The sequence below is a fragment of the Actinomadura nitritigenes genome (assembly GCF_017573545.1).
GTDB lineage: Bacteria > Actinomycetota > Actinomycetes > Streptosporangiales > Streptosporangiaceae > Spirillospora > Spirillospora nitritigenes.
This window is the reverse complement of record NZ_JAGEOK010000028.1, coordinates 20,661-43,341: the sequence shown is the minus strand read 5'-3', so window position 1 is coordinate 43,341 and position 22,681 is coordinate 20,661. Positions and strand designations below refer to the sequence as shown.

At 75.3% G+C, this 22,681-nt stretch carries 24 protein-coding genes; 12 read left to right on the top strand and 12 right to left on the bottom strand.

All coding sequences use genetic code 11. The features are described from left to right. Positions 1 to 31: 31 nt before the first annotated feature. The 3 genes from J4557_RS35300 to J4557_RS35290 all read left to right on the top strand — a co-directional run bounded on the left by J4557_RS35300 (position 32) and on the right by J4557_RS35290 (position 1,355). Positions 32 to 697 (top strand): hypothetical protein, encoded by a 666-nt coding sequence (locus J4557_RS35300; protein ID WP_208271132.1) that lies wholly within the window; start codon positions 32 to 34, stop codon positions 695 to 697. A gap of 88 nt (positions 698 to 785) precedes the next feature. After that, on the top strand, positions 786 to 1,139 hold the full coding sequence (locus J4557_RS35295) for a PRC-barrel domain-containing protein (RefSeq protein WP_208271131.1): 354 nt from the start codon (positions 786 to 788) through the stop codon (positions 1,137 to 1,139). Between the two features lie 45 nt (positions 1,140 to 1,184). Then, complete coding sequence (locus tag J4557_RS35290; RefSeq protein WP_208271130.1) at positions 1,185 to 1,355, top strand: hypothetical protein; 171 nt, start codon at positions 1,185 to 1,187, stop codon at positions 1,353 to 1,355. 24 nt (positions 1,356 to 1,379) lie between these two features. Here J4557_RS35290 and J4557_RS35285 read toward each other — a convergent pair whose 3' ends face one another. The 3 genes from J4557_RS35285 to J4557_RS35275 form a co-directional block, all read right to left on the bottom strand. Further along, entirely contained in the window at positions 1,380 to 2,045 is a 666-nt protein-coding gene (locus tag J4557_RS35285; protein WP_208271129.1) for a DedA family protein, read from the bottom strand. Between the two features lie 80 nt (positions 2,046 to 2,125). Continuing rightward, on the bottom strand, positions 2,126 to 2,767 hold the full coding sequence (locus tag J4557_RS35280; RefSeq protein WP_208271128.1) for a response regulator transcription factor: 642 nt from the start codon (positions 2,765 to 2,767) through the stop codon (positions 2,126 to 2,128). Next, entirely contained in the window at positions 2,764 to 3,945 is a 1,182-nt protein-coding gene (locus tag J4557_RS35275) for a sensor histidine kinase (RefSeq protein WP_208271127.1), read from the bottom strand. The genes J4557_RS35280 and J4557_RS35275 overlap by 4 nt, the downstream gene beginning before the upstream one ends. Before the next feature lie 133 nt (positions 3,946 to 4,078). Between J4557_RS35275 and J4557_RS35270 the strand changes: the two genes are divergently transcribed. The 3 genes from J4557_RS35270 to J4557_RS35260 all read left to right on the top strand — a co-directional run bounded on the left by J4557_RS35270 (position 4,079) and on the right by J4557_RS35260 (position 6,958). Beyond that, positions 4,079 to 5,395 carry an ABC1 kinase family protein gene (locus J4557_RS35270; protein WP_243776860.1) on the top strand — a complete coding sequence of 439 codons (1,317 nt, stop codon included), beginning with the start codon at positions 4,079 to 4,081 and terminating at the stop codon, positions 5,393 to 5,395. A 124-nt stretch (positions 5,396 to 5,519) separates the two neighbouring features. Then, positions 5,520 to 6,317 (top strand): hypothetical protein, encoded by a 798-nt coding sequence (locus tag J4557_RS35265; protein ID WP_208271126.1) that lies wholly within the window; start codon positions 5,520 to 5,522, stop codon positions 6,315 to 6,317. Continuing rightward, a complete protein-coding gene (locus tag J4557_RS35260) occupies positions 6,314 to 6,958 on the top strand; it encodes a class F sortase (RefSeq protein ID WP_208271125.1) in 645 nt (214 codons plus the stop codon). The genes J4557_RS35265 and J4557_RS35260 overlap by 4 nt, the downstream gene beginning before the upstream one ends. Before the next feature lie 71 nt (positions 6,959 to 7,029). Here the strand turns inward: J4557_RS35260 and J4557_RS35255 are convergent, their stop codons facing one another. Then, positions 7,030 to 8,832 carry a thiamine pyrophosphate-requiring protein gene (locus tag J4557_RS35255; protein ID WP_208271124.1) on the bottom strand — a complete coding sequence of 601 codons (1,803 nt, stop codon included), beginning with the start codon at positions 8,830 to 8,832 and terminating at the stop codon, positions 7,030 to 7,032. Positions 8,833 to 8,986: 154 nt separating this feature from the next. Between J4557_RS35255 and J4557_RS35250 the strand changes: the two genes are divergently transcribed. Next, positions 8,987 to 10,111: an enolase C-terminal domain-like protein gene (locus J4557_RS35250; RefSeq protein ID WP_208271123.1), complete on the top strand. Its 1,125-nt coding sequence runs from the start codon at positions 8,987 to 8,989 to the stop codon at positions 10,109 to 10,111. Between the two features lie 44 nt (positions 10,112 to 10,155). Here the strand turns inward: J4557_RS35250 and J4557_RS35245 are convergent, their stop codons facing one another. Continuing rightward, positions 10,156 to 10,794, bottom strand: a complete 639-nt coding sequence (locus J4557_RS35245; protein ID WP_208271122.1) for a response regulator — start codon at positions 10,792 to 10,794, stop codon at positions 10,156 to 10,158. Further along, positions 10,791 to 12,026 carry a sensor histidine kinase gene (locus J4557_RS35240; protein WP_208271121.1) on the bottom strand — a complete coding sequence of 412 codons (1,236 nt, stop codon included), beginning with the start codon at positions 12,024 to 12,026 and terminating at the stop codon, positions 10,791 to 10,793. Before J4557_RS35240 ends, J4557_RS35245 begins: the two co-directional genes overlap by 4 nt. Before the next feature lie 165 nt (positions 12,027 to 12,191). On the opposite strand from J4557_RS35240, the gene J4557_RS35235 reads away from it, so the two are divergent. Together J4557_RS35235 and J4557_RS35230 are read left to right on the top strand one after the other, a co-directional pair. Further along, on the top strand, positions 12,192 to 13,271 hold the full coding sequence (locus J4557_RS35235) for an FtsX-like permease family protein (protein WP_208271120.1): 1,080 nt from the start codon (positions 12,192 to 12,194) through the stop codon (positions 13,269 to 13,271). After that, complete coding sequence (locus tag J4557_RS35230; protein WP_208271119.1) at positions 13,268 to 14,041, top strand: ABC transporter ATP-binding protein; 774 nt, start codon at positions 13,268 to 13,270, stop codon at positions 14,039 to 14,041. Before J4557_RS35235 ends, J4557_RS35230 begins: the two co-directional genes overlap by 4 nt. A 193-nt stretch (positions 14,042 to 14,234) precedes the next feature. Here J4557_RS35230 and J4557_RS35225 read toward each other — a convergent pair whose 3' ends face one another. Beyond that, complete coding sequence (locus J4557_RS35225; protein ID WP_307800395.1) at positions 14,235 to 15,725, bottom strand: MFS transporter; 1,491 nt, start codon at positions 15,723 to 15,725, stop codon at positions 14,235 to 14,237. 114 nt (positions 15,726 to 15,839) lie between these two features. Between J4557_RS35225 and J4557_RS35220 the strand changes: the two genes are divergently transcribed. Further along, entirely contained in the window at positions 15,840 to 16,451 is a 612-nt protein-coding gene (locus tag J4557_RS35220; RefSeq protein WP_208271118.1) for a TetR/AcrR family transcriptional regulator, read from the top strand. Between the two features lie 101 nt (positions 16,452 to 16,552). On the opposite strand, the gene J4557_RS35215 is transcribed toward J4557_RS35220, so the two are convergent. Continuing rightward, positions 16,553 to 17,842: an HD-GYP domain-containing protein gene (locus J4557_RS35215; protein ID WP_208271117.1), complete on the bottom strand. Its 1,290-nt coding sequence runs from the start codon at positions 17,840 to 17,842 to the stop codon at positions 16,553 to 16,555. Positions 17,843 to 18,103: 261 nt separating this feature from the next. On the opposite strand from J4557_RS35215, the gene J4557_RS35210 reads away from it, so the two are divergent. After that, positions 18,104 to 19,477 (top strand): glycosyltransferase family 4 protein, encoded by a 1,374-nt coding sequence (locus tag J4557_RS35210; protein ID WP_307800394.1) that lies wholly within the window; start codon positions 18,104 to 18,106, stop codon positions 19,475 to 19,477. Between the two features lie 46 nt (positions 19,478 to 19,523). On the opposite strand, the gene J4557_RS35205 is transcribed toward J4557_RS35210, so the two are convergent. The 3 genes from J4557_RS35205 to J4557_RS50065 all read right to left on the bottom strand — a co-directional run bounded on the left by J4557_RS35205 (position 19,524) and on the right by J4557_RS50065 (position 20,999). Then, positions 19,524 to 19,907, bottom strand: coding sequence for a BlaI/MecI/CopY family transcriptional regulator (locus J4557_RS35205; protein WP_208271116.1), 384 nt, complete (start codon positions 19,905 to 19,907; stop codon positions 19,524 to 19,526). 80 nt (positions 19,908 to 19,987) lie between these two features. After that, complete coding sequence (locus J4557_RS35200; RefSeq protein ID WP_208271115.1) at positions 19,988 to 20,776, bottom strand: FAD:protein FMN transferase; 789 nt, start codon at positions 20,774 to 20,776, stop codon at positions 19,988 to 19,990. Then, positions 20,769 to 20,999 carry an FMN-binding protein gene (locus J4557_RS50065; protein WP_307800393.1) on the bottom strand — a complete coding sequence of 77 codons (231 nt, stop codon included), beginning with the start codon at positions 20,997 to 20,999 and terminating at the stop codon, positions 20,769 to 20,771. Before J4557_RS50065 ends, J4557_RS35200 begins: the two co-directional genes overlap by 8 nt. A gap of 19 nt (positions 21,000 to 21,018) precedes the next feature. On the opposite strand from J4557_RS50065, the gene J4557_RS50060 reads away from it, so the two are divergent. Next, on the top strand, positions 21,019 to 21,204 hold the full coding sequence (locus J4557_RS50060; protein WP_243776859.1) for a hypothetical protein: 186 nt from the start codon (positions 21,019 to 21,021) through the stop codon (positions 21,202 to 21,204). Positions 21,205 to 21,288: 84 nt separating this feature from the next. Here the strand turns inward: J4557_RS50060 and J4557_RS35190 are convergent, their stop codons facing one another. Next, positions 21,289 to 22,563, bottom strand: coding sequence for a ferredoxin reductase family protein (locus J4557_RS35190; protein WP_307800392.1), 1,275 nt, complete (start codon positions 22,561 to 22,563; stop codon positions 21,289 to 21,291). Between the last annotated feature and the right edge of the window lie 118 nt (positions 22,564 to 22,681).

Below are 22,681 nucleotides of genomic sequence, written 5' to 3'. Positions count from 1 at the left end.
CGATGATCGTCCCGGACCGTACAACGTGACCATGCACAACGTGAACCTCCCGCCCGGTACGGGCGGCGCGGGGCAGGGCGGGACGCGGCTCCGCCTGGGCCTGCTCGCCGGAGCCGCGGTGCTCGTGACGGCGGCGGCCGGGCTGGGCGCCGCCGCCCTGGCGTCCTCCGGCGGCGACGGCGCCAGGAGCGCCTCCCACGCGTTCGCGCTGCCCGCCGAGGGCGAGAACGACGCCGTGCACGCCCGCATGACGATGACCATCGGCGAGCCGGCCCGGCGCACCGGCTGCGGCCGGATGCGGACCGCCACCGTGTACCCGATCACGCTGACCGTCCGCAACGACGACCCGACCGGCTGGACCGAGGACTCCGGCCGGAGCACGACCCCGGGCCTGGAACTCGGCCTCGGCCGGGCCGACGGCGGGCAGGACCCGAGCGCGACGCCCGAGGACCCGTTCGTCGTGGCGGACTACGGCTGCCGGGCCTTCGAGGACGTCTCCGACAAGATCATGGAGATCCCGGCGCGCCGGTCCGCGACCGTCCACCTGGAGCTGCAGGCGTCGGCCGCGCCGGCCCACGACCAGGTCGTGCTCGCCGCCCTGCGCGCCGACGCGCTCACCAACGGTCTCGCCACGACGAAGGCCGCCTGGGCGATCCGGCTCGACGGCGCCCCCTTCCCGCTGCCGAGCCCGTCCTGACCCGATCGCCGCGCATCGCCGGGATATCCGCTCTGAACTGGGTAGACGTGAATTAAGGGGAAAACAACCTGATGGCTGGGTGTGTGACATGTTCGCCATAGAGGACATACGGGAGTGGCGGGGCCACGACGTGGTCGACGCCTCGGGGAGCCGGATCGGGGCGCTGGAGGCGGTGTACGTCGACACCGCCACCGACCAGCCCTCCTTCGCCACCGTCAAGGTGGGGCTGCCGACCCGGCAGCGGCTGGTGTTCGCGCCGCTCGCCGGAGCCGCCGTGGGACCGGGGCATCTGCGGCTCGCCCACGACAAGAAGGAAGTGAAGGGCGCGCCCTCGATCGGCACCGACGGCGAGCTGCCCGCGAGCGAGGAGCAGGCCGTCTTCGAGTACTACGACCTGCCGTACGGGGCGGCGCCGACCGAGCGCCGGCTGGGCCGCCGCTGACCGCCTCCGAGCCGGGGGCGCACGGGGCGAGGAGGGGAAGGCGCCATGGTCCTGTTCCTGCTGCTGCTCATCGTCGCGATCGCGCTCGGCATCGTCGGGGTGGTCGTGAAGGGCCTGTTCTACCTGCTGATCATCGGCGTGGTGGTGTTCCTCATCAGCCTGCTGGTGAGCGGAGTCCGGATGGGGCGCCGGCACGGGCCGCGCTCCCCCCGCTGACGCGCCCGCCCGCCCGGGGCGGCGTCAGCGGGTCCGGCGGTCCGCCGCCTCGTCCGCGTCCTGCCGGGGCCCGCCGTCATGCCCGGACGGCCGGAACCGCCCCCACAGCCAGCGCCCGCCCTCGACCAGGACCGACACGCCGATGGCGATCCCGAGACCGAGCAGCAGGCCCTTGAACGGGTCGTTCTGGAACGCCGCCCCGCCCAGGTAGCCGATCATCGTGGAGTACGTGGCCCACAGGCCGGTGGCGAGCGCGTCGAACGGCGAGAACGAGCGCAGCGGATAGTCGACGGCGCCCATCACGAGGGTCGCGGCCGTCCGCCCGCCGGGGATGTAGCGGGCGATGAGCAGGACGAGGCCGCCGCGCTTCTCGAGGAGCCGCCCGGCCTGGTCGTAGGCCTTGCGCCGGCGGCTGCCCGGACGCAGCCAGACCCGCTCCAGCCAGTCGCCCGCGTAGCGGCCGATGAAGTAGGAGACGTGGTCGCCGCAGAACGCGCCCGCCCACGCCGTCACGATCACCAGCGGCAGCCACGGCCGGCCGTGGTGGGCGAAGACGCCCGCGGTCACCACGAGGGACTCGCTGGGGAAGACCGGGATGAACGCGTCGACCATCGACAGCCCGAACAGCGCCACGTAGATCCACGGCGACGACATCAGGCCGCGCAGGTACTCCAGGATGGCGTTGCTCACGACCGGGAACCGTTCCCGGTGCCGCGCGACTGATGCACCGCGCGCGGGACCGCCATGATCCGGATCCTGGGAAGCGCAGGTCAGGGCGGTCCGTGGCGGAGGGCGAAGATCACAGCGGCGGCGCGGTCGCGGAGGCCGAGCTTGGCGAACACGCTGCCGACGTGCGTCTTGACGGTGCCCTCCGCGATCCTGAGCCGCACCGCGATCTCGGGGTTGGTGGCGCCCTCGCCGATCAGCGCGAGGACCTCGCGCTCGCGCGGCGACAGGCCGTCCAGCGCGGCGGGCGGCGGCGTGCGCCCGAGCCGTGACCGGTAGACGGCGAGCACCTGCGGCGCGACCGCCGGGTCCAGCCAGCCCCGGCCCGCCGCGACCGCCCGGGTGGCCTGGATGATCTCCTCGCAGGGCGCCTCCTTGAGCACGAACCCGGCGGCGCCGGCACCGAGCGCGGCGGCGACGACCTGCGGGTCGTCGAACATCGTGAGCACGAGCACGGGCGGCGCGCCCGGCACCTCGCGCAGCCGCCGGGTGGCCTCGGCGCCGTCCGTCCGCCTCATCCGGACGTCCATCAGCACGACGTCGGCCCGCACGCGGGCGAGCGCGGCCGGCACCTCGTCGCCGTCCGCGCACTCCCCGGCGACCTCCAGACCGGGCTCGCCCTCGAAGATCCGGACGAGCCCGGCGCGGACGAGGGGCTGGTCGTCCACCAGCAGCAGCCGGATCACCGGGCGCCGCCGGCCGGGATCGCGGCCTCGACCCGCCAGCCGGTCCCGTCCGGCCCGGCGCGCAGGGTGCCGCCCAGGGCGGTGACGCGCTCGCGCATCCCGGCGAGCCCGAGCCCGCCTCCCGCCGGGCGGCCCGAGCCGGGCCGGGCGCCGCGGTCGGCGACGGTGACGAGGGCGAGCGGGCCGTCCACGCTGACGGCGACGGTGGCGGGGGAGCCGGGCGCATGCCGGGCGATGTTCGACAGCGCCTCCTGCACGACGCGGTACAGCACCAGTCCGACCGACGGGTCGACGGACGCCAGGTCGCCGCGCGTGTCGAGGTCCACCCGCAGGCCGCCGGCCCGCAGCTCGCCGACGAGCGCGCCGATGTCGCCGGCGGAGGGCGGCGCCGGCGCGATCGGCGGGGCCCCGGGCGCGGGGTCGCGCAGCAGGACGAGGCCCTGGTGGACGTCCCGGACGCCGCGCCGCCCGACCCGTTCGGCCTCCTCCAGCGCGGCGATCACGGCGGGCCCGTCGCCGCGCGCGCTCGCGCGCCGGGCCGCGCCGATGTTCAGCAGCACGACCCCGAGACCGTGCCCGACCAGGTCGTGGACCTCGCGGGCGATCTTGCGGCGCTCCTCGGCGACGGCCTCCCGGTCGAGCCGCAGCCGCGCCTCGTACAGCGCGGCGTGCAGCCGGAAGGCCAGGCCGAGCAGCAGGAAGCCCGCGCCCCACAGGAGCCAGGTGGGCCAGAGCGGCAGGCCGCCGGCGGCGAGGTGGCGGGCCGGCGCGAGCGCCAGCGCGGCCGGGACGGACCACGCCAGATCGCGCGTCCGCGCGAGGATCGCCAGGTGCGCCCACGCGGGGGCGGTCGCGACGGCGAGGGCGCCGTCGGCGTAGGAGCCCCCGGCGGACGGGAACGGCCGGAACCCGCCGGCACCGGCCGCGGACGGCGCCGCCGCGAGCAGCACCAGGACGCCCAGGACCGCCCACGGCACCAGGGCGGCCGGGACCCGCCACGGGCGCGCCGCCTGCCAGGCCCAGAGCCCGGCGTAGCCGGCGACGAGGACGGCCCGGGCGGCCGGGGACGGCGACAGCGCCACCGCGAGGGCCGCCCACGCGATGCCGACGCAGCCGAAGAGGCGGAGCACGGGCCACGGCGGCGGGGTGCGGAGGAGGAACGCCCTGACCCGTCGCATGGCGCCGATCCTAGGGAGCGCGGGCCGGTCCGTCATCGGCCCGCGGTCGCAGCGCCGCCACGACCGCGGTCATAGCCGCATCGGGGACCGCGGGGCGATGCGGCGGCGGGCACCGTGCGGCGACGCTGGCGCCATGAGGATGCGATCTCTTCCCCGGATGGCGCGCCTGTCGGCGGTGCCGCTCGGCGCGGCGCGGCGGCTCGCCTGGGCGGGCGGGCTGCGGGCGCTCGGCCGGCTGACCGACGAGTCCGCGCTCGACCTGCACGAACGCACCGCCGACCAGCTCGTGGAGGTGCTCGGCGGGCTGCGCGGCGGTGCGCTGAAGTTCGGCCAGGTGCTGTCGGTGTACGAGGCGGTGATGCCGCCGAGGGTGTCGGCGGTGTACCGGGGGCGGCTGGCGGCGCTGCAGGAGGCCGTCCGGCCGGAGCCCGCCGGGACGGCGGAACGGGTGATGGGGGACGACCTCGGCCCGGACTGGCGCGGCCTGTTCGCCTCGTTCGACACCGGCGCGGCCGCCGCCGCGTCGCTGGGCCAGGTGCACCGGGCCCGGTGGGCCGCTGACGGCCGGGAGGTCGCCGTGAAGATCCAGTATCCGGACGCGCGCGACGAGCTGCTCGCCGACCGCGACGCGGTCGTCCTCGCGATGCGGGTGTTCACCTCGCTGCTGGCGCCGGGGCTGGACGGCCGGGCGCTCGCCACCGAGCTGATGGACCGGCTGGCCGAGGAGCTCGACTACGCCCGCGAGGCGGAGGCGCAGCGGGCCTTCCGCGCCGCGTACCTGGACGATCCCGACATCCTCGTCCCGGACGTCCTGCTGCACCGGGGCCGGGTGCTGGTCTCCGAGTGGGTCGGCGGGACGCCCCTGGCCCGCGTCATCGAGACCGGCGCCCAGCGGGAACGCGACCGCGCCGGGCTGCTGCTGACCCGGCTGATGCTCTCCGCCGTCGCCCGCTGCGGGATGATGCACGGCGACCCGCACCCGGGCAACTTCCGGCTCCTCGACGGCGGGCGCCTCGGCGTCCTCGACTTCGGCGCCGTGTACCGGCACCACCCCGGCACCCCGGCGCCGCTGGAGCGCTGGATGGACGTCCACCTCGCCGCCCTCGACCCCGGCGCCGGCATGGCCGAGGCCCTGCGCGGCGCGGGCTTCCTGCGCCCGGGCGTCCGGGTCGACGAGGCGCGGCTGCGGGAGCTGTTCCTGCGCTCGGGCGCGCCCGCGTTCACCGAGACGTTCCGGTTCGACGGCGCCTACCTGCGGGACGCGCTGGCGGGCATCACCGCGTCGATGCCGGTCGGGCTCAGCATGGCGTTCCCGCCCGGTGCCGTCCACGCCCAGCGCGCCCTCGGGGTCGGGATCGGCGTGCTGTGCCGGCTCGAAGCCGAGGTGCCCTTCCAGGCCGAGGCCCTGCGCTGGCTCGCGGACCGGCCGGAGGCTTTGCCTTTCCTGTGATCACGGCGCGCATTAGCGGGCTTTGTGGCGGGGCAATTCCCCTGCGATCACCAAGCGAGGGGCGACGCCGGGGGAAAGGGCAGGAATGCGGATAAAAGGAGCAATTCGGTCGCGGGGTGGGCGGGTGGCACTGGCGCTCGGCGGTGCGGCCGGCCTGGCGCTGACGGCGGCGGCCCCGGCGGCGTCCGCCCCGGCGGCGTCGGCCGGAGGGGGCCCGGCCGACGCGCGCACCGTCACCTACCAGGCCCGGCTGCGGCCCCTGAACCACCAGACCGGCTCGGGACGGCTGACCCTGCGGCTGCGCGAGAGCACCGCGACGATCACCGAGCAGTACTCCGGGCTCGCGGCGACGCTCGACGGCAGGCCGTACCCGCACCTGCAGCACATCCACGGCGGCGCCCGCGGCATGTGCCCGCCCGCGTCCGCCGACCGGAACCGCGACGGCGTCGTCAGCACCGCGGAGGGCACGCCGTACTACGGCCGGATCCAGGCGACCCTCTCGGTGAAGGGCGACATCACGCCGCAGGGGGGCACCGACCTGAGGAACGCGCCGAAGGGGCCGAGCGTGCGCTACCAGCGGACCATCACGCTGAGCCCGGCGGCCGTCGCCTCCCTGCACAAGGGCATCGCGGTCGTCGTCGTCCACGGCGACGACCCGAGGACCCTCGGCCGGAAGGCGCGGAACGAGAAGAGCGAGCTGGTGCCGTCGCTACCGCTCGCCGTGACGTCGCCCGCGCTCTGCGGCGTGCTCAGGGCGATCCCGGCCGGCGGCGCCGTCACCGGCACCGGATCCACCGCCGGTACCGGCAGGTCCACGGGCGCGTGGCTGCTCGGCGCGGGCGCCGGGCTGGCCGGCGCCGGGGCGCTCGCGCGCGTCCTGTTCGTCCGGCGGCGGAACCGCGCGGCGTTCCGGCCCGCATGAGGATCGCCCTGCCGCGCGGCGACCGCCGGGCCCTCGCCCTGTGCCTGGCGGCGGTCGCCTGCGGGGCCGCCGCCGTCGCGACGTCGGTCGCCGGGCAGCGGGACCCGGCGCCGCAGGCACCGCCCGCACCGCCCACCTGGGCGCCGCCGCGGCAGCCGGAGGCGGCGGGCGGTCTCGCGCTGCCCGCCGCGGAGCCGACCCGGCTCACGATCCCCGCGCTCGGCGTCCGCGCCCGCGTCGGGCGGGCCGGGCTGCTGCCGGACGGCACGCTGCGACCGCCCCGCCCCCCGCACGAGGACGAGCCCGCCTGGTACACCGGCTCCGTCACGCCGGGGGAGGCGGGCACCGCCGTCATCGAAGGGCATCTCGACGCGTCCGCGGGGCCGTCGGTGTTCTTCCGGCTGGGACGGCTGCGCCCCGGCCAGACCGTCCGGGTGCGGCGCGCCGACCGGACGACGGCGGTGTTCACCGTCGACGCCGTCCGGCGCTTCCCGAAGGACGCCTTCCCGACGCGGGCGGTGTACGCCGACACGGCGGGGCCGTCCCTCAGGCTCATCACCTGCGGCGGGCGGTTCGACCCCACCGCCCGCCACTACCGCGACAACACCGTCGCCTTCGCGCACCTCACGTCCGCACGTTGAGGCGCGGCGGGTCGCCGCCATGGCACCGCTCATGACGGCGACCCGCCGCAGGCCGAAGCGTCGTGGGGCCGTCAGTGCTTGCGGCCGGGGAGGCTCTCGTAGAGGTCGGTGAGCTTCTGGCGGAAGCCCCGCTCGGCGATGCCGAACTTCTGCGGATCCTTGATGCCGGCCTTGACCGTCTTCTTGGCCTGGTCGCTCATGATGTGGGGCGGGATCGGCGGGATCTCGTTGTCCACCACGAACTCCAGCACCACGGGGCGCTCGCTGGACAGCGCCTGCTTCCAGGCGTCGGTGACCTTCTTCGGCTCGTCGCAGTAGATGCCCTTCAGCCCCGCCAGCTCGGCGTACTTGGCGTACGGGAAGTCGGGGATCGTCTGCGAGCCCGGGTACTTCGGGTCGCCGCCCATCGCGCGCTGCTCCCAGGTGACCTGGTTGAGGTCCTGGTTGTTGAACACGCAGAAGATCAGCGGCGGGGAGCCGCCCAGCCGGTCCGCGTACCGCTTGACGGTCAGCATCTCGTTCATGCCGTTCATCTGGAACGCGCCGTCCCCGACGAAGCAGATCACCGGGCGGTCCGGGAACGCGAACCGCGCCGCGATCGCGTACGGCACGCCGGGCCCCATCGTCGCGAGCGTCCCGGACAGCGAGGCCTTCATGCCGTCGCGGAGCTTGATGTGCCGGGCCCACCAGTTGGTGGCCGAGCCGGAGTCGGCGGTGAGGATCGCGCCGTCCGGCAGCAGCGGCGACAGCTCGTGCGCGACCGCCTGCGGGTTGATCTTGCCGTCGAACGACTGCCCGGCGCGCTTGTCCATGACCGTGTTCCAGGCGCGGACGTTCTCCTCGATCTCCTCCCGCCAGGACCGGTCCTTCTTGCGCTTCAGGAGCGGGATCAGCTCCTTGAGCGTCTCCTTCGCGTCGCCGACGACGTGCGCGTCCATGGGGTAGCGGATGCCGATCATCCGGCCGTCGATGTCGATCTCGACGCCCTTGCAGCTGCCCTCGTCGGGCAGCCACTCGGCGTACGGGAAGCTGGACCCGATCATGAACAGCACGTCGCAGTTCATGATCATCTCATCGCTGGCCTTGGAGCCGAGCAGCCCGATCGGGCCGGTGACGAAAGGCAGGTCGTCCGGGACGACCTCCCGGCCGAGCAGCGCCTTGGCGATCCCGGCACCGAGCAGCTCGGCGGTCTCGATCACCTCCGCCTCGGCGTTGGCCGCGCCCTGCCCGATCAGCATCGCGACCTTCTTGCCCTCATTGAGGATGTCGGCGGCCTTGCGCAGCTCCTCGGGGTTCGGCAGGACCCGCGGCTGACTCCAGCCGACACTGGAGTACACCGATCCGTGCTCCTTCGGCGGCGACGGCACGGCCTCGCTCTCCTGGACGTCCTCCGGGATGATGATCGTCGCCACGCCCCGGGTGGTGAGCGCGGTCTTGAACGCCCGGTCGATGATGTGCCGCATCTGCCCCGGGGCCATGCAGATCTGCACGAACTCCGACACGTCCGCGAACAGGTTCTCCAGGGCCACTTCCTGCTGGTAGTGGGTGCCCTGCGACAGCCGCTTCTGCTGCCCGATGATCGCGACGACCGGCTGGTGGTCCAGCTTGGCGTCGTAGAGCCCGTTCAGCAGGTGGATCGCACCGGGCCCGGACGTGGCGGTGCACACTCCGACCTCGCCGGTGAACTTGGCGTGGGCGCAGGCCATGAACGCGGCCATCTCCTCGTGCCGGGTCTGGATGAACTCCGGCCGGCCCTTCGCCCGATCGAACGCACCGAGCATGCCGTTGATGCCGTCGCCCGGATATCCGTAGACCCGCTCGATGCCCCATTCACGCAGACGCTCGAGCACGTAGTCGGCTACCTGCTGCCCCATGATCTCTCCAGACGTCGGTCGGTGCGCGTGTGCCGTCCTTCGCCACGTTTCCGAGAAAGGGCAAGGCAAACAGGGAGCCGCGTTGCGGCGGCCCGGATCGTTTCACCGCCGTTCCCGGCGGTACTTAGAGGCCGAACCGAGAGGGGAGCGGCCGATGGGCACGGGCAGCGGCATACCCGTCGACGGGATCACGATCCACGCGTTCACGGTGCCGACGGACGGCCCGGACGGCGCGGAGGAGGACGGCACCCTGCGCTGGGAGTCGACGACGATGGTCCTCGTCGAGGCGAGGGCGGGCGGCCGGACCGGCATCGGCTACACCTACGGCAGCACCGCCGTGGCGAACCTGATCGAGTCGACGTTCGCCTCCCTGGTGAAGGGGGCGGACGCGCTCGCCCCGGCCGCGACCTGGCACCGGATGTTCGCCGCGATCCGCAACGCGGGCCGTCCCGGCGCCGGGGCCATGGCGGTGTCGGCCGTCGACATCGCCCTCTGGGACCTGAAGGCCCGGCTGCTCGACCGCCCCCTCTTCCAGGTGCTGCCGAGCTTCCACGACCGCGTCCCCGTCTACGGCAGCGGCGGCTTCACCAACTACCCGCTCGACCGGCTCGCCGGGCAGCTCGCCGGCTGGGTCGAGCAGGGCATCCCGCGCGTCAAGCTGAAGATCTCCCGGTCGCCGGACGACGACCCGCGCCGGCTGACCGCCGTCCGCGAGGCGATCGGCCCGGACCCCGACCTGTTCGTCGACTCCAACGGCGCGCTGACCCGCAAGGCGGCGCTGTACTGGGCGCGCCGCCTCGCGGGCGAGTGGGACGTGCGCTGGTTCGAGGAGCCGGTCAGCTCCGACGACACCGAGGGGCTGCGGCTCGTCCGCGAGCACGGCCCGGGGCGGCTCGAGGTGGCCGCCGGCGAGTACGGGTTCGTGCTGAAGGACTTCGCGGACCTGCTGGACGGCCCGTCCGTGGACTGCCTGCAGGCCGACGTGACCCGCTGCGGCGGCGTCACCGGGCTGCTGCAGGTCGCGGGCCTGTCGGCCGCCCGGCAGATCGGGCTGTCCGCGCACTGCGCCCCGGCCGTGTCGGCGCACGCGTTCTGCGCCGTCGAACGGCTGCGGCACCTGGAGTACTTCCACGACCACGTCCGCTTCGAGGACCTCCTCTTCGACGGCACGCTCAGCCCGGAGGGCGGCGCGCTGCGGCCCGATCCCGACCGTCCCGGCCTCGGCCTGGACGTCAAGTGGGCGGACGCCGGCAGGTACCGGGTCCACGGCCCCACCTGAGCCGAGCGGACGGGCGTGCCGGGCGGACCGGGCGTGCCGGGCGGTCAGCGGGGGCGGATCAGGCCGCTGCGGGTGGCGGCCGCCACCGCGGCGGTGCGGGAGTCGACCTCCAGCTTCGCGTAGATGTGCACCAGGTGCGTCTTCACGGTCGTCTCGCTGAGGAAGAGCCGCTTGCTGATCTGCCGGTTCGACAGGCCCTCGGCGACCAGGCCCAGCACCTCCAGCTCCCGCCCGGTCAGCGTCGCCGACGGTGCCCGCATCCGGCCCAGCAGCCGGGACGCGACCGACGGCGCGAGCGTGCTGTCCCCGGCGGCGGCCGACCGGATGGCGGCGTGCAGCTTCTCCGGCGGCGCGTCCTTGAGCAGGTAGCCGGTCGCGCCCGCCTCGATCGCCGCGAGGATGTCGGAGTCGGAGTCGAACGTCGTCAGCACCAGCACGTGCGGCGGGCGCGGTCCGGCCGAGGTGATCCGCCGGGTCGCCTCGGCGCCGTGGAGACCGGCGCCGAGCTGGAGGTCCATGAGGACGACGTCGGGGTGCAGCCGGGCGGCCTCCGCGACGCCCTCCTCGCCGGTCGCGGCCTCGCCGACCAGCGCGAAGTCGGGCTGGTCGAGCAGCATGGCGCGGATGCCGGAGCGGACCACGGGATGGTCGTCGACCAGCAGGATGCGGATCGGGGCGCTCATCGGTGCTCGCCCCTTTCCGGGTCGTCGGGCCCGGCGGGCAGCGGCAGGCTCGCCACGACGGCCGTCCCCTCGCCCGGCGACGACTCGACGGTCAGCGTCCCGCCGAGCGCGCGCGCCCGGTCCCGCATGGCGCGCAACCCGTAACCGGTGCCCCCGTCCGGTCCGGACGGCCCGGCCGGTTCGGAGAGGGCGGCGGCGGACGGGTCGAAGCCGCGGCCGTCGTCGAACACGTCCAGCACCACCATGTCGTCAAGGTAGGTCAGCGTCACGCCGACGTTCCGGGCGGCCGCGTGGCGGCTCGCGTTGCCGAGCGCGCCCTGCGCGATCCGCAGCAGCGCGACCTCGTACTCGGTCGGGAGGTCCGTGGGCGTCCCGGACACCTCGAACCGCATCCGGGCGGCGGACCGCGCGCCCGCCGACTCGGTGACGCGGCGCAGCGCGTCCCTCAGCGACGAGCGCTGCAGGACGGGCGGGGCGAGCGCCCGCACGAAGGTGCGGGCCTCCTCCAGGTTCTCGGCGGCGGCCTTCTCCGCCTCGTCCAGCCGTCCGCGCGCCGCGCCGGGGGCGTGGTCGAGGTCGCGGCGCGCCGCCCTCAGCAGCAGGATGATGCTCGACATGCCCTGCGCGAGCGTGTCGTGGATCTCCCGGGCGAGCCGCTCGCGCTCGGCGAGCCGGGCGGCGCCCGCCTCCGCGCGGACGAGCCGCTCCCGGGTGCGCACCAGCTCCTCGATCAGCAGCCGGCGCCGCTCGCTCTCCCGGTAGAGCGCCCCGTACGCCAGCGCCATCATCGTCGCCACGGCCGCGCCGATGCAGGGGCCGAGCACCTCGGCGAGCGTCGGCCCGCCGCCGTGCAGCGCGGGCGCGGCGATCGCCGCGCCCGTCAGCACGGCCACCCCGGGCAGCGCGGCCGGGAGCGGCAGCAGGTGCAGGCAGGCGAAGAACAGCGGGAACGCCAGCCACACGAAGTCCGGGGACGACAGCGCCAGCGCGACCCATCCCGCGCTGATCAGCCCCAGCCACGCGCGCGCGAGCGCCGGGCGGGTGCGGTGCTCGCGCAGCCGCGGGACGACCGCGGCCGCGTACATGACGCCGAGCAGCACGCCGCCCGCGGTGGCCGCGGCCATGCCGGCGTGCGCCACGCGGACCAGGGCGATCGCGAGCAGCGCCAGGAAGGTGCCGTGCACGGCCCAGCCGAGCAGCCGCACCGCCGGCGAGAACGGATCGTCCCTCATTTCTCACCCAGCGTAGGCGACCGCCCGGTCCCCGGAATCGATCGAAAGGTGGATCCGGGGCCGTCCGGAGTAAGGCGGTCCGGCGGTGCGCGGGAACGATGCGCCGGGGGCGCGCGCGGCGGAGGCTGGAAGCGTCCGGATCACCGAGGAACGGGGGGACGCACGGTGTTCGTGGCGCTCAGGGACCTGCGCTTCGCCAAGGGGCGGTTCGCGCTCATGGGCGCGGTCGTGCTGCTCATCACGCTGCTGGTGACGATGCTGTCCGGGCTCACCGCAGGGCTCGCCAGGGACAGCGGCTCCGCCGTCGAGGGCCTGCCCGCCGACCGCGTCGCGTTCGGCACCGGCGCGTCCGCGGACGGGAAGCCGTCGTTCTCTGACAGCCGGATCGACCAGCGGACGCTCCGCGGCTGGCGGGACGTCCCCGGCGTGACGGCCGAGCCGCTCGGCGTCGCCATGGGCCGCCTGTCCTACGGCCCGGGCGGGGAGCGCGGCGTGCCCGCCGCCTTCTTCGGCGTGGCGCCCGGCGGGAAGGCCGGCGGCGGCGCCCCGGCCGCCGGGCAGGTCGTCCTGTCGAAGGGGCTGGCGGACCGGACCGGCCTCGCGGCGGGCGCGAGGATCCAGGTCGCCGGGCATCCCCTCACGGTCGGCGAGGTCCGGGGCGACGCGTCCTACGGCCACACCCCGGTCGCCTGGCTGGCGCTCGCCGACTGGCGGGCGATGGACCCGCAGGGCGGCGGCGAGGCCGCGACGGTCCTGCTGCTGCGCACGCACGGGAGCCCGGACCTGCGGGCCGCCGACGCGCGGCTCGGCACCACCGCCGTCGCGCTGGGGGACGCGAGGTCGGCCATCCCGTCGTTCAGCGCCGAGAACGGGTCGCTGCAACTGATGCGCGGTTTCCTGTTCGCCATCTCAGCGCTGGTCATCGGCGCGTTCTTCACCGTCTGGACGATCCAGCGCCGCGGTGACGTCGCCGTGCTGAAGGCGCTCGGCGCGAGCACCGGCTACCTGCTGCGCGACGCGCTCGCGCAGGCCGTGCTGGTGCTGCTGGCCGGGGCCGGGCTCGGCGGCCTGGCCGGCGGGCTGGCCGGGGCCGTGGTCGCGGGACGCGTCCCGTTCGTGGTGTCGGCCGCCACCACCGTCCTGCCGGTCGCCGTCATGATCGTGCTCGGCGCCGCCGGGGCCGCCCTCGCCGTCCGGAAGATCACCTCCGTCGACCCGCTGACCGCCCTCGGAGCCGCCCGATGAACCACCCGACGAGCACCGCGCCGGCCGGACTCGCCCTGACCGGCGTCGTGCTGACCTACCCCGACGGGGACCGAACGCTGACCGCCCTCGACCACGTGACGATGGAGGTCGCGGCGGGCGAGTTCGCGGCCGTTGCCGGCCCGTCCGGGTCCGGCAAGTCGAGCCTGCTCGCGGTCGCCGCGCTGCTGATCGCCCCGGCGTCCGGCACGGTCGCCGTCGCGGGACGGGACGCCGCCGGGCTGAGCCCCGCCGAGCGCACCCGGCTGCGCCGCGACCACATCGGCGTCGTGTTCCAGCAGCCCAACCTGCTGCCCGCGCTGACCGCGCTCGACCAGCTGACCGTGATGGCGAACATGGCGGGCCGCTCCGCCCGCGCCGCCGCCGACCGCGCCCGCGAGCTGCTCGCGGCGGTGGGGCTGGCCGGGCTGGAGCACAAGCGGCCGCACCAGCTGTCCGGCGGCGAGCGGCAGCGCGTCAACATCGCCCGCGCGCTGATGAACGACCCGCGCGTGCTGCTGGTGGACGAGCCCACCAGCGCGCTCGACCACGAGCGGGGCGCCTCGGTCGTCGGCCTGCTCGCCCGGCTCACCCGCGAGCGCGGCGTGGCCACCGTCATGGTCACCCACGACCTCGCCCAGCTGGACGCGGTGGACCGGGTCTGGTCGATGCTGGACGGCCGGCTGTCGGAGACCCCCGGCCCGGTGACCGGGCCCGGTCACCGGGGCGGCCACGGCGGGCCGCCCTGCGTGGCCGCCCACACCCATACGTAGATGAGGAAACCGGTCGCGATCAGTCCCAGCAGCAGCGGCCAGTTCGGCCCGCCGGTCCTCTGTCCGTGCCTGGCGCGCACGTTCACCACCCGTTCCGTCCGATGATGCGTCAAGGGCGATGTCTCCGGACGAGCGCGCCCTATGCTCCAGGACGGGCAAACTCGGCGAGCGGACTCGGTACGGGAATCCCAGGTCAGGCGGCATCGCGGCGGGCGGGCGGGGTCCCGCCCCGCGCGGCGGCCGCGTCGCGGCGGGCCGGCAGGGCCAGGGCCAGCGCGGCCACGGCCACCAGCGCCCCGGCCATGATCAGGAACGCGTGCCCGCAGGTGGTGGCGAGGGCCCGACCGGTGCCGCCGCGGCCGGCGGTGGCGGCGGTGAGGGCGGCGAGGCCGAGCGCGCCGCCCGCCTGCTTCGCGGTGTTCATCAGACCGGCCGCCGCGCCCGCGTCCGCGGCGGCGACGCCCGAGGTCACGGTCGTGGTCAGCGGCGTGTTGAGCAGCCCGCCGCCGGCCGAGACCAGCACGGCCGGGCCGAGCACGCCGGTCGCGTAGCCGCTGGCGGCGGTGGCGGTGCCCTGCCAGAGGAACCCGGCCGCGGCGGCCAGCGCGCCCGCGACGATCAGCGTCCGGTCGTCCGTCCGGCGCATGAGCGCCGGTGTGACGCGCAATCCGACGATCATCATGAGCAGGGTGTGCGGCAGGAACCCGAGCCCGGTCGCCAGCGCCGAGAAGTGCAGGACGTCCTGCATGTAGAGGGTCAGGAAGTACCACATCGGCACCTGGAAGCACGCGCCGGTGAGCAGCATGACCGCGTTCCCCGCGGTGACGGCGCGCAGCCGCAGCAGGTGCGGCGGCAGCAGCGGGACGGCGGCCGACCGCGTCTCGACCAGCGCGAACGCCGCGAGCAGCAGCGCGGCGGCGGCGAGCGCGCCGGCGGTCACCGGGTCGCCCCAGCCGTGCGGGGCGGCCCGCGTCAGCCCGTACGCGAGCAGTGCCAGCCCGGCGGTCGCGGTCGCGGCGCCGGGCAGGTCGAGCCGCCCCTCCCGCCGCTCCCCGGCGGGCAGCCGCCGCGCGAGGACGATCGCCGCAGCGCCGACCGGCACGTTGACCAGCAGGATCGACCGCCACGACAGCAGTTCGGCGAGGGCGCCGCCGACGAGGTTCCCGGCCGCGCCGCCCGCCAGGCTCACCGCCGTCCAGATGGCCAGGGCGCGGGTACGGCGGGGCCCTTCGGGGAAGCGCGCGGTGAGGATCGTCAGGGTGGCGGGGGCGAGCACGGCGGCGCCGAGGCCCTGACCGGCCCGGGCGGCGATCAGGAGGCCGGGGTCCGCCGCGAGCCCGCCGGCCAGGCTCGCCACCGTGAACAGCGCGAGCCCCGCGGTGAAGACCCGGCCGGACCCGCGCAGGTCGGCGAGCCGCCCGCCGAGCAGCAGGAACCCCGCGAAGGCCAGCGTGTAGGCGCCCGCGACCCACGGCAGATCCGCGTCGCCGAAGCCGAGTGCGGAGCGGATCGCGGGCAGCGCGACGTTCACCACCGACACGTCCAGCACGACCATGAACTGCGCGGCGCAGGCGAGCGCGAGGACGAGCCCGGCAGGCGCAGCCCTCCCGAGCGCGCCCGCCGGCCCCGCCGCGCCTGCCGTGCCGGGTGCGTCCGGCGCACCGGCCGGTTCTCGCTCCGCCACGGCACCCCCTCGGCAAATCAATGTGCTCGACTTGGTTTGCTGGGTGCCACGCTACTGGCGCTAGACTTCCGAGGTCAATTCAATGTGATCGCATCGGAAAGCAAGGAGCGGCCGATGGACCGGCGCACCCGCGGCCCCGGAGCGCGGCACGAGCAGCGGCGGCAGGAGATCGCCGACGCGGTGCTCGCGGTGGTCGCCGACGGCGGCGTGCAGGCGGTGTCGCTGGCGGAGGTCGCGGCGCGCGCCGGGGTCTCGGCGGGCCGCGTCCAGCACTACTTCCCGGCGAAACGGCAGCTCATCGAGGCCGCGTTCGAGCGCGGCAACGAGCTGAGCAGCGCCCGGATCCGGGCGGCCGCCGGCGCCGACCTCGACGCCGCGCCGCCGCGCACCGTGCTCACCGCCGTGCTGACCGAACTGATCGCGCATGACGCCGACACCGAGGCGCACCTGCGGGTCCGGCAGTCGTTCACCGCGCTCGCCCTCGCCGACGAGGCCATCGCCGCCCGGCTGCGCGCCGACTACGCCCGCTTCCACGGCCAGATCGCCGACCTGCTGCGCCGGGACCGGCGGAGCGGCGCGCTCCGCGCGGACGTCGACCCCGGCGAGACCGCGCCCGCGCTCGTCGCGCTCGCCGAAGGTCTCGCCTACTACGTCCTGATCGGTGTCACATCGTCGTCCGCCGCCCGCGCGGGCGTCACGGACGCCATAGCCGCCCTCTACACCTGACACCCCCGCCAGGGCGCGGTGGTCGGCGCACGTCCCGGCCAAGCACGTCCCGGCCCAAACGCGTCCCCGGCGCAAACGCGTCCCGGCCGGAGCCCCGGGGGTCAGCGGCCGGCGCGTTGCTCGTGGCCGGTGTCGATGCGCTGCTCGTGCTGCGGCTGCCAGCCGTGCGTCTCCAGGGCGCGCAGGAACGCCTCCACCATCACCGGGTCGAAGTGCTTGCCCGCGCAGCGCAGCAGCTCGCGCCGGGCGTCGCCGACCGGCATCGGCTCCTTGTAGGGGCGGGCGGACGTCATCACGTCGAAGGCGTCCGCCACGCCGATCACCCGGGCGAACTCGGGGATCTCGTCGCCGACCAGGCCCATCGGGTAGCCGCCGCCGTCCATCCTCTCGTGGTGGTGCATGATCCCGGCGAGCGCCTCGTCCAGGAACCCGATCTCCCGGACGATCTCCAGCCCGCGCATCGGGTGCAGCTGGATCGCGGCGTACTCCTCGTCGGTGAGGCCGCCGCCCTTGCGCAGGATCTTCGTCGGCACGCCGATCTTCCCGATGTCGTGCAGCATGCCCGCGTACCGGATCGCCTCGACCCGCTCCGGGCGCATCCCGATCTGCCGCGCGATCATCACGGCGCCGCGCGACACCCGCTCGGAGTGCCCGCGGGTCGCCGGGTCCTTGGTCTCGACGGCCTGGCACAGCGCGGCGAGCGTCGCGTCGTAGGCGCGGCGCTGCCCGAACGTCTGCTCCAGCGCCCACCGGGTGACGAACAGCGGCAGCAGTACCAGCACCGCGACCAGCGGCCCGAGGGCCGGCCACAGGCCCGCGATCAGCAGCCCGTACATGCCGTACCCGACGCACACCCCGGCGAGCTGGCCGCTGTCGCGCACCATCTCGCCGGGCTCGGACTCGCCGCTGAGCAGCAGCGCCCCCGAGGTCAGGACGAGGTTGACCAGCACGAACGTGAGCAGCGCGCCGACGAACGGGCCGAGCGCGTCCCACACCCAGCCGGCCTGGCCGGGCTCGAACCGGGCGCCGCCGAGCGCGCGGAACACCACCCCGGCCGCGTAGCCGCCGACCGCGAACTGCGCGCCGTTGAACAGCCGCTTGACGAGGGCGACCCGGCGCTGCCCGGTCGCCACCGCGCTCAGCCCGACGAGCGCGGCGCCGGCGGGGCCGAGGAGCACCACCGACGCCAGGCTCACCGCGAAGCCGAGCGACATCCGGACCCGCTCGACGGTCAGCCGGGCCGGCAGCGAGTCGCAGAGGACGAACAGTGCGACCAGCGCGACCAGTACGCGCGGGTCGACGTCCCCGGGGGACGACGCGCCGATCAGGACCGCCGCCAGGGCGATGACCACGCAGACGTAGAGCCAGGCGGCGCGGGGCAGTCCAGGCATGCCGTCCCCCGGGGAGTCGACTTGCGATCACTCTAGGTGTCCGAGCGATCACCAAGAGCATACGCCACCTTGGGTTCGCCATGGGGCGATACGCCGAAAGGGGGTCGCGCTCCGGCCCCCGATGTTCACGGCACGTTCGCGAGCGATCGGGGTGATGCCGGGATGCGGCCCCGGTCGCCGGGGCATGTAGTACTACGTATCCGGTAGTAGGTCGATCGGGGTGAGGCCCTGGGCGCTTCGCCCCGTTGGGGGGCGGATGTCGTGATCGGGGCGGGTGGCCGCGAGCGCGGGACGGTGCTGCGGCGCGCGGTGCGATGGGGCGGCCGGACGGCCGTGCGGGCGCTGTCCGCGATGCTGGAGCCGCTCGCGCTCCTGCTGCTGCGCCCGGCGAACCGGCGGCGGGCGCGGCGCGCGCCCGCCGCGACGGCCCGGAAGGTGGTCTTCCTGGTCCAGCACGCCTACGGGGCGGGCGGCACGGTCCGGTCCGTGCTGAACTGCGCGGGGCAGCTCGCGCGGCAGCGCGAGGTCGAGGTCGTCGGCCTGATCCGGGAGCTGCGCCGGCCGAGCTTCCCGATCCCGGAGGGCGTCCGGGTGTCCAGCCTCGACGACCGGGTGGAGCCGCCCGGCGGGGCGCGCGGCCTCGCCCGCCGGGTGCTGTCGCGGCTGCCGAGCCTGCTCGTCCCGGTCGGCGAGCCGTCCTACCGCCGCTGCTCGCTCTGGACGGACCTGCTGCTCATCCGGTTCCTGCGGTCGCTGCGCACCGGCCTGCTGATCACCACCCGGCCGAGCCTGAACCTCGCGGCGGCGGTGTTCGCGCCGCCGGAGGTGCGCACGGTCGGGCAGGAGCACATGAACCTCGGCAGCCACCGGCCCGCCGTCCGCGACCGCGTGCTGCGCCGGTACGGGCGGCTCGACGCGGTCGTCACGCTGACCGCGACCGACCTGGCCGGGTACCGCCGCGAGCTGCCGGACGCGCGGCGGCTGGTGTGCATCCCGAACGCGCTGCCCGAGCTGGCCGGCGGGCCCGCCGATCCCGCCGCGCGGACGGTGCTCGCGGCCGGGCGGCTCGTCCGGCAGAAGGGCTTCGACCTGCTGCTGGACGCCTGGGAGCGGGTCGCGGCGGACCATCCGGGCTGGACGCTGCGGATCTACGGCGGCGGCCCGTGGCGGCAGCGCCTGCAGCGCCGGATCGACCGCCGGGGGCTGTCGTCCAGCGCGTTCCTGATGGGCCGGACGGGCGACATCGGCACGGCGATGGCGAAGGCGTCGATCTTCGTGCTCAGCTCGCGGTACGAGGGGCTGCCGCTGGTGCTGCTGGAGGCGATGAGCAAGGGCCTCGGGGTGGTGTCGTTCGACTGCCCGACCGGTCCCCGGGAGCTGCTCACCGACGGCGTCGACGGGCTGCTCGTCAAGGACGGGGACGTGCCGGCGCTCGCGTCGGCGATCGGCCGGATGATGGACGACCGGGGGCTGCGCGCCCGTCTCGGGGAGCAGGCCGCCGGCGCGATGGCGCGCTACACGCCGGAGGCGGTCGGCGCCGAATGGGACGCGCTGCTCGACGACCTGGTCAGGCCCGCCCCGGCGCGGCGCCCAGCGAGGCCGCGCGTCCCGGAGCAGGAGGCCGGGCTCCTCTAGCGGGACGCCCCGCCGCCCGGCCGCCGCGCCGCGCGCAGCCGCGCCGTCAGGACGGCTGGTCGCGAGGGTCGCCGCCGAGCAGCCGGAGCAGGACGCTCTCGTCCTCGGGGGACAGCTCGCCGACGAAGTGCGCGAGGACGTCGGCGCGCTGGTCCTCGCCGCCGAGGAGCCGCTTCATCTGCGCGGCCCTGCGGCCCGCCTCGTCGTGCCGGTACGTGTACGCGTAGCCGCGGCCCGCGCGTTCCCGTCCGGCCTGGCCCTTCTCGTGCAGCCGCGCCAGGACGGTCATCACCGTCGTGTAGGCCAGCGGGCGGGCCAGCCGCTCCCCGACCTGGCGGGGGGTGAGCGGTTCGCCGGACCCCTTCAGGACCGCAAGCACCTCGGCCTCCAGGCCGCCCTTCGCGCGCCGGTCGCCTGCGGGGCTGGGCATGGGCTGGCCCCTTTCTCGCGGATCGCGGCGGTGCGGCACGGGCGCCTCCAACCTACCCGTACGCGACCTCTGCCCGCAGATCAGGGCGCTCCGGACGCTCCGGGCGCGGCGGGCAGCAGCGCGAGGCGCTCGAAGCCGGGCGTCCACCAGCGGGTCCCGCCGGGCGCGACGGCGAACGCCTCGACGCCGGGGCGGGTCGACACCCACTCGCGCGCGGCGCCGCCCATCACGAACGCGGCGGTGGCGAGCGCGTCGATCTCGGTGAGGTGCCGCCCGACGAGGGTGAGGGAGGCCAGTGCGGCGGCGGGCCGCCCGGTGCGCGGGTCGACGATGTGGTGGCCGCGCTCGGCCGTGCCGGACGTCGCGATGGCGAGGTCGGTCCCGGACACCACGGCGGCCAGGGCGGCGGGGTCCGCCGGGTCGGCGAGGCCGATCCGCCAGGGTTCCCCGGGGGCGGCCTCGCCGCGCAGCTGGATGTCGCCGCCGCCGTTCAGGCAGTGGTCGCGGGCTCCGGCGTCGTGGAGGATCGTGGACGCCCGCTCGATCGCCCAGCCCTTCACCAGGCCGCTCGGGTCGAGCCGCCCGGCCGCCCGGGCGCTGAACGCCCCGCCGGTCCCGCGCTCCAGCTCGTCGCAGCGCCGCAGCACGTCGGCCACGTCGGGGTCGCAATCGGCCAGGCCGATCTCACCCCGCGCCAGGCGGGAGACGTCGCTGTCCTCGCGGTAGGTGGAGAACACGCGGTCGACGCGGTGCAGCCACGCGACGGCCTCCGCGAGCGCCACGGTGATCTCCGGGGTGCGGGGGGAGCGGACGTCGAACGAGAACACGGTCCCCATGACGTGCTCGACGTGCCGGATCGACTCAGACATGGGCGGCGTCCAATGCGCTCTGCAGCGACCGGATGTAGCCCTCGCTGGTGTAGGTGGCGCCGGACACCGCGTCGATGTGGGCGTTGCCCGCCTTGAGCGCCTCCTGCGTCAGCTGCGGCACCGCGAAGCCGGCGATCTCCCGGTCGCGCCCGTTCTCCGAAGGCACCTGCAGGACGCGGACGGCCTTCAGCTTCCCCCCGGACGTGGTGATCTCGACCTGCACGGGGCCGTACCGGGTGTCGATGACGTCGCCCTTGAACGTGCCGCCGGTCTTCGCGGACGATCCCCCGGACGACCCGGACGACCCGGACGACCCGGACGACCCGGACGACCCGGACGAGCCCGAGGACCCCGACGAGGACCCGCCGGCGGTGCCGGGCGCGCTGCTCTGCGGCGCGGACGAGGACACCCCCGTCACGTCGCTGTGATGCGGCTTGAGGCCCAGGAGAAGGGCGATGCCGGCGACGGTCGACCCGGTGGCGATCAATGCTCTGCGCATGGGACGGCCCCTCTCAGAACTCGAACGACTCGTTGCGGATGTGGCGGCGGCGCACGCCCGCCTGCTTCAGCGCCCGGAACGCGGCGTTGGTCATGCCGGGCGGCCCGCACAGGTACACGTCCCGGTGCCGGATGTCGGGGACCAGGCCGCGCAGCGCTCGCCCGTGCAGCGGCAGCGAGTAGCCGGCGGGCTCGTCCACGAAGTACAGGACGCGGGAGCCGCGCGCGGCGGCGATCGCGTCGAGCTCGCCGCGCAGCGCCAGGTCCTCGGGCCTGCGGGCCAGGTAGACGAGGACGACGTCGCCGGGGAGGGTCTCGAACAGCGTCCGCAGCGGCGTGATGCCGACACCGCCCGCGAGCAGCAGCGCGCGTTCGTGGTGCGGGCGCGCGCCGGTGAACCCGCCGTACGGGCCCTCGGCCCACACCCGGGTGCCGGGACGCAGCCGTGCGAGGGCCCGGCTGTGGTCGCCGGCCTCCTTCACGGTGATCCTGAGCCGCCCGCCCCGGGCGGTCTCCGACAGCGAGTACGGGTTGGCCGCCCACCAGAGGCCCCGGGTGAGGAACCGCCACCGGAAGAACTGGCCGGGCTCGACCCGCAGCTCCTCCAGATGCCGTCCCGTCATGTAGACGGAGACGACGCCCGGCGCCTCGGGCCGGACGGCGGCGACCCGCAGGTCGTGCCGGAGGCCCCGCACGAGCGGCATCAGGAACCGGAACCACGCCAGCACGACCGCGACGCCGATGTACAGCGTGTACCAGGCGGCCCTGGCCAGCGGGCTCGAGACGAACTGGGCGCCGTTGGCGAGCTGGTGCCCGAACGACAGGAAGATCGCCAGGTAGGTGGCGAAGTGCAGGTAGTGCCAGGTCTCGTAGCGCATCCGGCGGCGCGCGGCCCGCGCCGAGGTGATCGCGACGCCGAGGAACAGCAGGAACCCGAGGGTGCCCTTGAGCATCTCGGGGTAGTCGAACACGATCGAGGTGGTCTGGTGGACGACGTCGGTGTGCGACGTCACCGCGTAACCCCAGATGATGAACAGGACATGCGCGCACACCAAGGAGACCGTGTAGCGGCCTCCCATCGCGTGCCAGCGCGCCAGCCGGTCGGTCCCCACTCCCCGTTCCAGTGCCGGGATCCGCGCCATCAGCGCGAGCAGCACGGCGCAGCCGTAGCCCGCCAGCAGCCCGGTGACCCGGCCCGCCTCGGTCAGCCAGCCGTCGAGGCCGGTGACCGACCGGGTGCCGTGCCACCACAGCAGCAGAACGGCCACCGCGCCGGCGTAGATCAGCACTTGCGGCCACGAGGACGGGACGCGCCACGTCGCGCGGGGCGCAGGCGGCGCAGGCCGCGCAGGCCGCCTGATGTCTTGCCTGGTCGTGGTCATGCGGGCCACCCTGCCAACCGAGTTT

Coding starts and splice junctions, on each gene's coding strand:
- J4557_RS35300 (WP_208271132.1), top strand. CDS start 32: ATGCACAACGTGAACCTCCCGCCCGGTACGGGCGGCGCGGGGCAGGGC.
- J4557_RS35295 (WP_208271131.1), top strand. CDS start 786: ATGTTCGCCATAGAGGACATACGGGAGTGGCGGGGCCACGACGTGGTC.
- J4557_RS35290 (WP_208271130.1), top strand. CDS start 1,185: ATGGTCCTGTTCCTGCTGCTGCTCATCGTCGCGATCGCGCTCGGCATC.
- J4557_RS35275 (WP_208271127.1), bottom strand. CDS start 3,945: ATGCGACGGGTCAGGGCGTTCCTCCTCCGCACCCCGCCGCCGTGGCCC.
- J4557_RS35270 (WP_243776860.1), top strand. CDS start 4,079: ATGAGGATGCGATCTCTTCCCCGGATGGCGCGCCTGTCGGCGGTGCCG.
- J4557_RS35260 (WP_208271125.1), top strand. CDS start 6,314: ATGAGGATCGCCCTGCCGCGCGGCGACCGCCGGGCCCTCGCCCTGTGC.
- J4557_RS35255 (WP_208271124.1), bottom strand. CDS start 8,832: ATGGGGCAGCAGGTAGCCGACTACGTGCTCGAGCGTCTGCGTGAATGG.
- J4557_RS35250 (WP_208271123.1), top strand. CDS start 8,987: ATGGGCACGGGCAGCGGCATACCCGTCGACGGGATCACGATCCACGCG.
- J4557_RS35245 (WP_208271122.1), bottom strand. CDS start 10,794: ATGAGCGCCCCGATCCGCATCCTGCTGGTCGACGACCATCCCGTGGTC.
- J4557_RS35240 (WP_208271121.1), bottom strand. CDS start 12,026: ATGAGGGACGATCCGTTCTCGCCGGCGGTGCGGCTGCTCGGCTGGGCC.
- J4557_RS35230 (WP_208271119.1), top strand. CDS start 13,268: ATGAACCACCCGACGAGCACCGCGCCGGCCGGACTCGCCCTGACCGGC.
- J4557_RS35220 (WP_208271118.1), top strand. CDS start 15,840: ATGGACCGGCGCACCCGCGGCCCCGGAGCGCGGCACGAGCAGCGGCGG.
- J4557_RS35215 (WP_208271117.1), bottom strand. CDS start 17,842: ATGCCTGGACTGCCCCGCGCCGCCTGGCTCTACGTCTGCGTGGTCATC.
- J4557_RS35205 (WP_208271116.1), bottom strand. CDS start 19,907: ATGCCCAGCCCCGCAGGCGACCGGCGCGCGAAGGGCGGCCTGGAGGCC.
- J4557_RS35200 (WP_208271115.1), bottom strand. CDS start 20,776: ATGTCTGAGTCGATCCGGCACGTCGAGCACGTCATGGGGACCGTGTTC.
- J4557_RS50060 (WP_243776859.1), top strand. CDS start 21,019: ATGACGTCGCCCTTGAACGTGCCGCCGGTCTTCGCGGACGATCCCCCG.